The following is an 8032-nucleotide window of genomic DNA, read 5'->3' as shown; positions in this document are numbered from 1 at the left end:
TTTCGCCTTAGCAGCTAATTCAAACAATCTTGCTAGATTTATTAATACAATTGTGCAACATTATTTTCTAAATGCTTATAAACCTCTAAAAATTGTCCGGTTGCAATATTACCGCTTATAAGCTGATCGATTATCTCTAAGAAGCTTCCAAATGTCATTGCAGTAGCATTTTTATATATTAGATTGCTAGCTAAAGGCATGAAATCAAGTGCCTTATTTATTAGCGTGTTATCTTTAGGATTATATTCTATGCAAGGCCAATCTAATATCTGTTCATACTTTATCGGCTTACCGGTTTTGGGATCAAAACTATCTAGTATTGGGTCAAGTAAATAACCGGATAATGATAATACGCCATGTAACAAGGGAGTATAGTTTTTAATTAGCGGTGTTTTATTTAATATATTTATTATCTTGCCTGTATGCTTTGGAGTAATTTTAGGAAATAATCTATATGCTTTATTAATATGCAGATTACAGACATTTATAAAATTCGGAGCTGATAAATAAGTTGTTATATTTAAATTTTTCATGTCAAAGGTAGTTTCATGACTATACATCTGCGGCTGAAGATTTTCTGTAGTTAAACCCGGACTATCAAATGTGATTGCCTTTGCTTTTGGATAATGAAAATCTCTATGAGCAAAATATAAGCTAAGTTCTGCAAGCCATGCGCCTAAAGAATAATCGGTAAAAGATAAATTATAATTATTCTCATTAGCATATTTGGTAATTTCTCCTGTAGCCTCATATGCTGCCGCTTGCTGTGCTACTATCTGATCGCCTAAAATACTTTTTAAATGAGCCTTAAAAGGTGAATTAGTTTTGAGTAAATCCAATTTTTCAAATGTAGTACCTCGATAAGCAAGCACTATTTGTTTTGTATTTTCATTTATATATGCTACTGCATAATATCTGCCGCTTGTTAAATATTTTAAATAGTTTCCAGTCTTTTAATTGTTCATTTCGGATTTTTACCTTTTTGTTGTTTTCCTTTTCTACAGCAAATTTTACAATATCATTTTCCGTAGAATCTATATAAGCATGTAAACTAAATAAACCATGTAGAAAGTCGGTAGGGTGGTGCTTATAGTTTTGATTATTTAAGATAATTTTACTTTCGATTTTTTGTACAATATCACTAGAAGCATTAGGCATCTTGCCCCAGATTACATTACCGATAAAATTATTATTTTGGATTTTAGCGGCTATTTCCTCTAACTGCGGAAGCGTCAAAGATAGCTTGCTAAAATCTAGATGAACAAATGAAGGGACGTTCTGTTCTAGACACGCTATAATTGTTTGATAATCACTTGTATTAACCGGATTTTTTGAAGAAAACACATTTGCTTTCATAAATATACTTAGCTCTAATTGAACTGAACTTTGCGTTTTCAACCAAACTTTTTGAAATATTATAAATTAAAAGTTATTACTTTCAATTATTATTTTTATTCTGAATTTAAAATTAGATTATTTGAGATAATGAGTTTATAGAAAAATATAGAATGGTGACCCCTACGGGACTCGAACCCGTGTTCCCACCGTGAAAGGGTGGTGTCCTAACCGCTAGACGAAGGGGCCTTCACTTTGAAAGTAGGCAAATAGATATATTAGTCATACCGTGGCTATGACCACGGCATGACAGTAAGTTAGAAGTTTTATACAACAACTTTGCCAATATTGCAAGTATAAAAATTATAGGTTTACCTTAAGCTTAACAATACCTTGATGACTTCTATAATGTTTATTAAGATAATAATTATAATCCAAAGAAATAGTAGTATTCTTGATACTACCTATAATACCCGTTCCTAAATTATAGGATGTTTTCGGTTGCTTCGGTATTAGATAATCCTGTTTGAATGTATTATCAAATATTTTAACAACTCTATTTATTCTTTGGGTTTTCTCTTTAAAATTATGTTCTACCGCTCCTTGGAATGTTAGACCTAAATTATTAAATTTTAGAACATCTTTTAAAGGTACTTTGACTTTAGTACCGACAATTCCGGACAATATATTATTCTCTTTCATTATAAGAGCTATTTCTTGTACGTTAATACCGGTTTCATTATATACCCCGTCTCGTGACTTCCCGTATCTTAAGCCGATATTTGGGGTAATAACAAGCTTGTTCTGCAAAAGATAATTATAATTCAGTAATGCTTCCGCATTATAACTATGATTACGATGTTTTACATTACTTCTAATTTTAGTATCACCATATGAATAAGTTGTCTTATCTTTAATAAAGTTTTTAGAAGCAGATACTAAAGCTTGTAGTGCAAAATTCCTCGGTAATTCTTTTTGTCCGTAAATAGAAACTACATGACTATCAATAAGTTCTTTATCATTATTTTTACTATTTTTAAATTTAAATACTGAATGAACATTACTATAAGCTATACCTAGAATATTATTGTCGATTTCAACGTCAAACCCAATAGTAGCACCTTTGTTAGTACCTCTATAACCGGTCATATTTTCTACGCGTCCATGATTATTAGTGCCGTACATACCACGCATCCACAAACCTCTTTTTATACGAGATTCTTCTTCATCACCAGCTCCTACCGCTACCATATTATTAGACATATTCATAGATGCATCTAATCTGTTACGAATCATATTATTTACAATAGTATTAACAACTTTCGCTTGATTTAAAGTAGGAGCATTTTCTGAAATTTGCATTTGCATTTCTTTTTTTGCTTTCTGTCCAAGAGGAATAGCCGTATCAACTTCCGTTATTTTAAGGTTACCCCCATCGGAATCGGATAATTGCTCTATTATTTCTTCTTCCTCTTCAAATCCTGAATCATAACTTTCTTCATCTTCGCTACCATCGCCTAATGCTAAACATTCCTTTTCTCTACCGTCACTTAATGCTAATGCACACTCATTACTTGATACAGGTAGTGCAAGTAACCCTTTATCTCCTGCTTTTTGAATACCGGATTCTGTTACTTCTGTGTCTTCTTGTTCTTCATCTCCTGATGGCAAAGAATCTTTTGAACTTAACATTTCCTGTAATATTGATCCATCTAAAATAGCTTTAGGATCTTTCTGGGCTTTAGATTCAAAATCACTAATAGCTGATTCAGGAATTTCTGAACTCAATTTCTTAAGTGCTTCATTTATTTCTTCAAAAGAAACATTATTTAATTTTGATGAATCTGCTATACATGCATTTATAGCATCGTGCATAGTTACTTCTTCTTCTCTCAGCACTTCAATCTGCTGAACGATTTGAGCAGCTTCTGAGCTTGTACTTGGCAATTGTTCCAGTTCTTGCCTTTTAACTATTACTGCCATTTGATATGTCCGTAGAAGAGCTAATTTAGTTTCACTTGAATTTTTATCACTACTATTGGCTATCTTTGAGCTTGACTGGTCCGGAGTTGGACAGCTATCCTCAGCTCCATATCTATGACCTACTCCTATATCTCCTGTATTATCCCATGATAAATCTTCATTACTACCAAATATGTTTAGGCTACTAGCTAAAGATGAACGTGAAAATACCGGCTTACTCTCAGTTACCTTAGGCTTAGATTCCGTATCTAGATGCTTTATCTCCCCTTCTAACCAAATCTTTTCTTTCGACATCTCAAATACTTCGAGCGTTAACTTCTTAAATTTTGGATCATCGTGATTTAAAGTATCTAACTCCAATTCCTTAGCCTTATAATCATTGGCTATTTTTTCATGTTCAGATTTTAATTTTCCTAATTTCATAATATTAGAACCGCTTAAATCCTCTAAGCCGTTAATTGAAGGTGAACGGGATAGATTTGATTCTGTATTACTAAGTAAATTGTTTATGTTGCCAACTGAATAGGAAGATAATACATCTGTGTTTGAATACCCTTCATTTAAAGAAAATGCTACTCCTATGGCTTTCCTTTTTTCTTTTAATTGTGATTCTTTTGAAGATAAGTCTAGAGCTTCTATAGCTAACCGCTTAAATTCTAGGTTTTCTGGATCTTGATATTGATTCAATATGGCAATAGCTTGCTTTTCCTTAACTCTTCTATCTTCCTCTACTTTTAGTAGTTTATCTTCTAAATCTAAATAATCTAATTTCTTATCAAGCTCAGCACTGAATAATGGTGTTCTAGCTAATTTTCGTTTACCAGTATTCTTATAACTTATAGATGGTTTAGGTTGCTCTCTATTATATATTGTTTCTGATGCTAAATTCTCATAACTAACCGGCTCATATATAGTAGATAAATTAGATAATGGCTGTGTACCTTTAATAGCACTATCAACTAAATTTAGCCTACCTTGTGATCTATCAAGTAAAGCTTCAGATTCTCTTAGTACTTCAGGGGAAGCAGTATTATATAGTGAAGCATATACACCTGTAAGTTCTCTTACTTCTAATTCTCCTAGTTGTTTAAGTTTGCTTAATAAATAACCCCGTGTATTTATATCATGAACTCTATCAACTCTTAATACTACTTCTTGATATTGATCATTATCTAAATAAGGTAAAGATTTGATTATTGTCGGATCTATTGATTCCTTAGGTACTCCTGAAGAGCTTAGGGAGTTTATAGCATTTATTATAGTAGTTTTATGATCTTCTCGAAATTGTTGAGCTTGCGGAGAGTTATATAGTGACCCTACATTTATAGGTGGGGTTACAGCTAAATTTTTCGGTAAGCTATTCATATTAGCAGTCGGCATAGAATGACCATTCCCCCAATTTGGATTAAATCCAACATCTTCATCTGTTTCTTTACGTGAAATACCGCTTGGTAAGCTTCCCAAGCCTGAATCCATACTTTTAGGGTTAGCCACTTCTTGATTCGACAACATTACTGTATGAGGTTGCTGCTGAACTTTTATTGGCACTAAGTACTCATCTTCTTCTGCAGGTTGTTTGCCTAAAATTCTCTGAACCCCATGACCTAATGGTATGGTTGGTGCTGCGTTTTGCGGCTGCTTATGAGTAGAACTATTATAAACAATAGAAGTTAATAACTTTAGATTTTCCTCTATTCCCTCTATATTATTTAATTGTTCAGAATAACCATTCATTTTATCTTGCATGGCTCGTAATGCCGTTCTACTTGTTTCATTTTTTGCATCATTCAATATTTTTTGAGCGTTATTTGCTACCGTTGTTCTAGCTTTTTCTTGTTTCTTTATTTCGGATACTAGATTTGTTGCTTCTTGTCTTTGCTTTTTATCTTTTAGATCTTTTACTCTTAATTCTAGCTCTTGCAACTTATTCGATGTTGTACTAGCACCTGATATTTTCTTCATTATTTCTACAATATTTGACCTGATATCAACTATCTCTGTTTCTTTCTCTTCTGCTTTCTTTGCTTCAAGTCTTGTTCTTTCTGCTTTTTGTTGTTTCTGTCTTTCCTTTTTTAATTGCTTTTTTGTTTTTTCTGTAGTGATATGTTGCTGATTTTGTTCTAATTGAACTTCCTCTCTTTCACTTATTAGATCTTTGTATTCTGCACTATTTCTTTTTACTTCACTTGCTTCCGCTATCCTTTTATTGACTACAGCTTTTCTAGCAGCATTGAATTTCTGATGTTGAGTAAGCACCTCTAGTTGTTGCTGCTGATTTAAGAATGACCCAGCCGGCGGCATCTCCGTAACCGAAGCTTGGGGTTTTGTTAAAACTATCCCACCTACTGAAACATCTATTTCTCTAGATAAACTATTTGCTTCCTCATTTTTATTTGTTAACTTTTGTTGAAGTTCATCTATTTTTTTATTATTTTCTTTTACTTTTGCACTATCTTTATCCAATTCACGCTTATTTTTTACTACTCCTGTCTTTTTGTTACAACTGACCAGACTCCTATTTTCTTCATCTAATGCTTTTATTTTTATTCCTATCTCTGTAGCTTCTAACTTTAGTACTTCTGTTTTTTTCTGTGATGAAACTATCTGTTTTCGTAGCTGTTGTAACGGTTTTTTATTTTTTTTGTCTTGGGTATTTTTAATTGTCGATTCTACTTCAGCTAACTTGATTCCTAACGTCTCATAAACTCGTAATATATTACTTACCATCTTCTTCGCTGCAACTTCAGCACTGCTCAACAATAGAGGTTTTGGAGGAACTGGAGGTTTAGCCTGGGTGCTAGGTTGTACTGTCTGTTGTGGCTCGCTACTAAACGATAATCTTCGTACCGCCTTTGAGTTTGTGTTTGGTGGTGTTTTAGCTCCCATATTTGGTTTAAAATCTGGAGTAGGCTGATACGGAGTCGCCGGTGTTGATGGAGTACCAGGTGCCGTAGTATAATGTTCCGGTGATGTCAGAGTGGTATTTGGTGTATTAGGTACAGTGACAAAGCCATTTGAAACTGGGCTAACAGTAGGCGAAGACTCTGTTATCATAATTTCTGGTTTTTGAGGCGTTTGCTCTGTCGGTTCAGAAGTATAAGTATTTTGACTTTGTTCTATTTTTTCACCACCTACAAATGTTTTGCGTCTAGTAATTGGTCGTGCTTTTCTTGCTTTCCCGACATCAGACTTACTACGTGCTACCACTTTATAATGATCCTCTATAGGAATATCTTTTAATGGATTAAATTCTTTAGGTTGCTTAGATATTTCCATTTCTCTTATTTCAGATGAAGTATATGTGTTTCTTTCCGGGTCCGGTACCATCACTGTTCCTATCTGCTGTGGTGTATTTGTCCTATCTTTGTTTCCGTTTGATTGTGGTTTACTAAAAAATCTCTTTTCGAATACGTCATAAAATAATACTCTTTTATTGCTGCTCGCCATACCCTCAAAAGGTATTGCGATTATTGCTCCTACTGAAATAGAGGCCAGAAGAGAATATTTTAAAAATCTTGATTTTTTTAGTAAATTTTGTTCTGTTAACTTATTCATTACAAATATCCCATTTAAATTAAAATTTTATATACATAAACGTTGGGCATTATAATAAATAAGTTAATAAAAAGCAATATATAAGTTAATTTATCTTAACTTAATAATTACAAGAGAATTTTATTCTAATTATTGAAAATATAATAGATATAACGCATAATATTTTTAACTTTTAATTGAAAATGCTACAATATTTTAAAATAACTTTGGAAGCAGGGTATAATAATTTAAATATTTGGTATTTTGTTAGTTTTATTTACGGTATTATTGTTTATTTTTCGCTTGATTTTGAGCTTTCATTTACAACAATTTTTTTCATTTTTTGTGCTTGCCTAATATTAACCTTTACTAGAAATTCTAATATATTTTTATAGTTTACTTACTGGATGATTATTGCTTTTATTTTTGGCGTATTTATCTCTAAATATCGTGTGACAAATTTACACGGTGAAACACTTCATAAACCAATAATAACAAAAATTAGCGGCAATATAGAATCGATAAAACCGACTATTATAGGAGGACAAATAGTATTAAACAACATTAAGATTGAAAAAATTAATCGTAATTTACAAAAAGTTAAAATTAGTATACCGAAGAAATATATACAAGAAATTAGGGTAAATGACAGAATTACTTTGCTTGCTAAACTCTATAAGCCGCAAAATGCTATACTCCCCGGGGGATATGATTTTGGTTTTTATGCTTATTTATCGGATATAGTGGCAAACGGCTATGCCATGTCGCAGCTACAAATTATAGAACGTAACGAGACAAATTTTGATAGTTTTATTTATAGAGTGCGTATCTTTATTTATAATAATTTAATAGAAAAGATAAAGGGATTTTGCAGCTGCGATATTACTCGGTGAGATGAAAGGTTTAAACAGGCAAATAATGCAGGATATGAGACAAAACGGTATATCACACGTGCTTTGCGTTTCAGGTTTGCATTTATCTTTAGTTGTGATGATTATTTTCCTTACTACAAGATTTTTATTAAATCTCTCAAATTATTTGGCATATAATTTCAATATAAAATTAATCTCTGCTTATTGTTCGCTAATAGGAAGCTTTGGTTATTTAGAGCTAAGCGGTATGCAAATAGCAGCAACTAGAGCTTTTATTACTGCTGCAATCTTTATTTAGGGAGTGTTGA

At 32.3% G+C, this 8032-nt stretch carries 4 protein-coding genes, 1 tRNA gene and 1 pseudogene; 2 read left to right on the top strand and 4 right to left on the bottom strand.

The features are described 5' to 3' along the window. Window positions 1-41: 41 nt before the first annotated feature. The 4 genes from SB78_RS11035 to SB78_RS05145 form a co-directional block, all read right to left on the bottom strand. Window positions 42-872: a hypothetical protein gene (locus SB78_RS11035; protein ID WP_241773769.1), complete on the bottom strand. Its 831-nt coding sequence runs from the start codon at window positions 870-872 to the stop codon at window positions 42-44. A gap of 16 nt (window positions 873-888) precedes the next feature. Continuing rightward, on the bottom strand, window positions 889-1356 hold the full coding sequence (locus SB78_RS10200; protein ID WP_241773768.1) for a hypothetical protein: 468 nt from the start codon (window positions 1354-1356) through the stop codon (window positions 889-891). Window positions 1357-1509: 153 nt separating this feature from the next. Beyond that, window positions 1510-1584: transfer RNA gene (locus tag SB78_RS05150), tRNA-Glu, on the bottom strand. A gap of 114 nt (window positions 1585-1698) precedes the next feature. Further along, window positions 1699-6873, bottom strand: coding sequence for an autotransporter domain-containing protein (locus tag SB78_RS05145; protein ID WP_041079091.1), 5175 nt, complete (start codon window positions 6871-6873; stop codon window positions 1699-1701). A 386-nt stretch (window positions 6874-7259) separates the two neighbouring features. On the opposite strand from SB78_RS05145, the gene SB78_RS11030 reads away from it, so the two are divergent. Together SB78_RS11030 and SB78_RS05130 are read left to right on the top strand one after the other, a co-directional pair. Continuing rightward, a complete protein-coding gene (locus tag SB78_RS11030; protein ID WP_241773767.1) occupies window positions 7260-7745 on the top strand; it encodes a DUF4131 domain-containing protein in 486 nt (161 codons plus the stop codon). Between the two features lie 34 nt (window positions 7746-7779). Further along, window positions 7780-8019, top strand: a pseudogene (locus SB78_RS05130) (ComEC/Rec2 family competence protein); the annotation flags it as partial. Window positions 8020-8032: the final 13 nt, after the last annotated feature.

Source organism: Rickettsia asembonensis (assembly GCF_000828125.2).
Classification (GTDB): Bacteria; Pseudomonadota; Alphaproteobacteria; order Rickettsiales; family Rickettsiaceae; genus Rickettsia; species Rickettsia asembonensis.
This window is presented reverse-complemented; position numbering and strand designations above follow the sequence as displayed.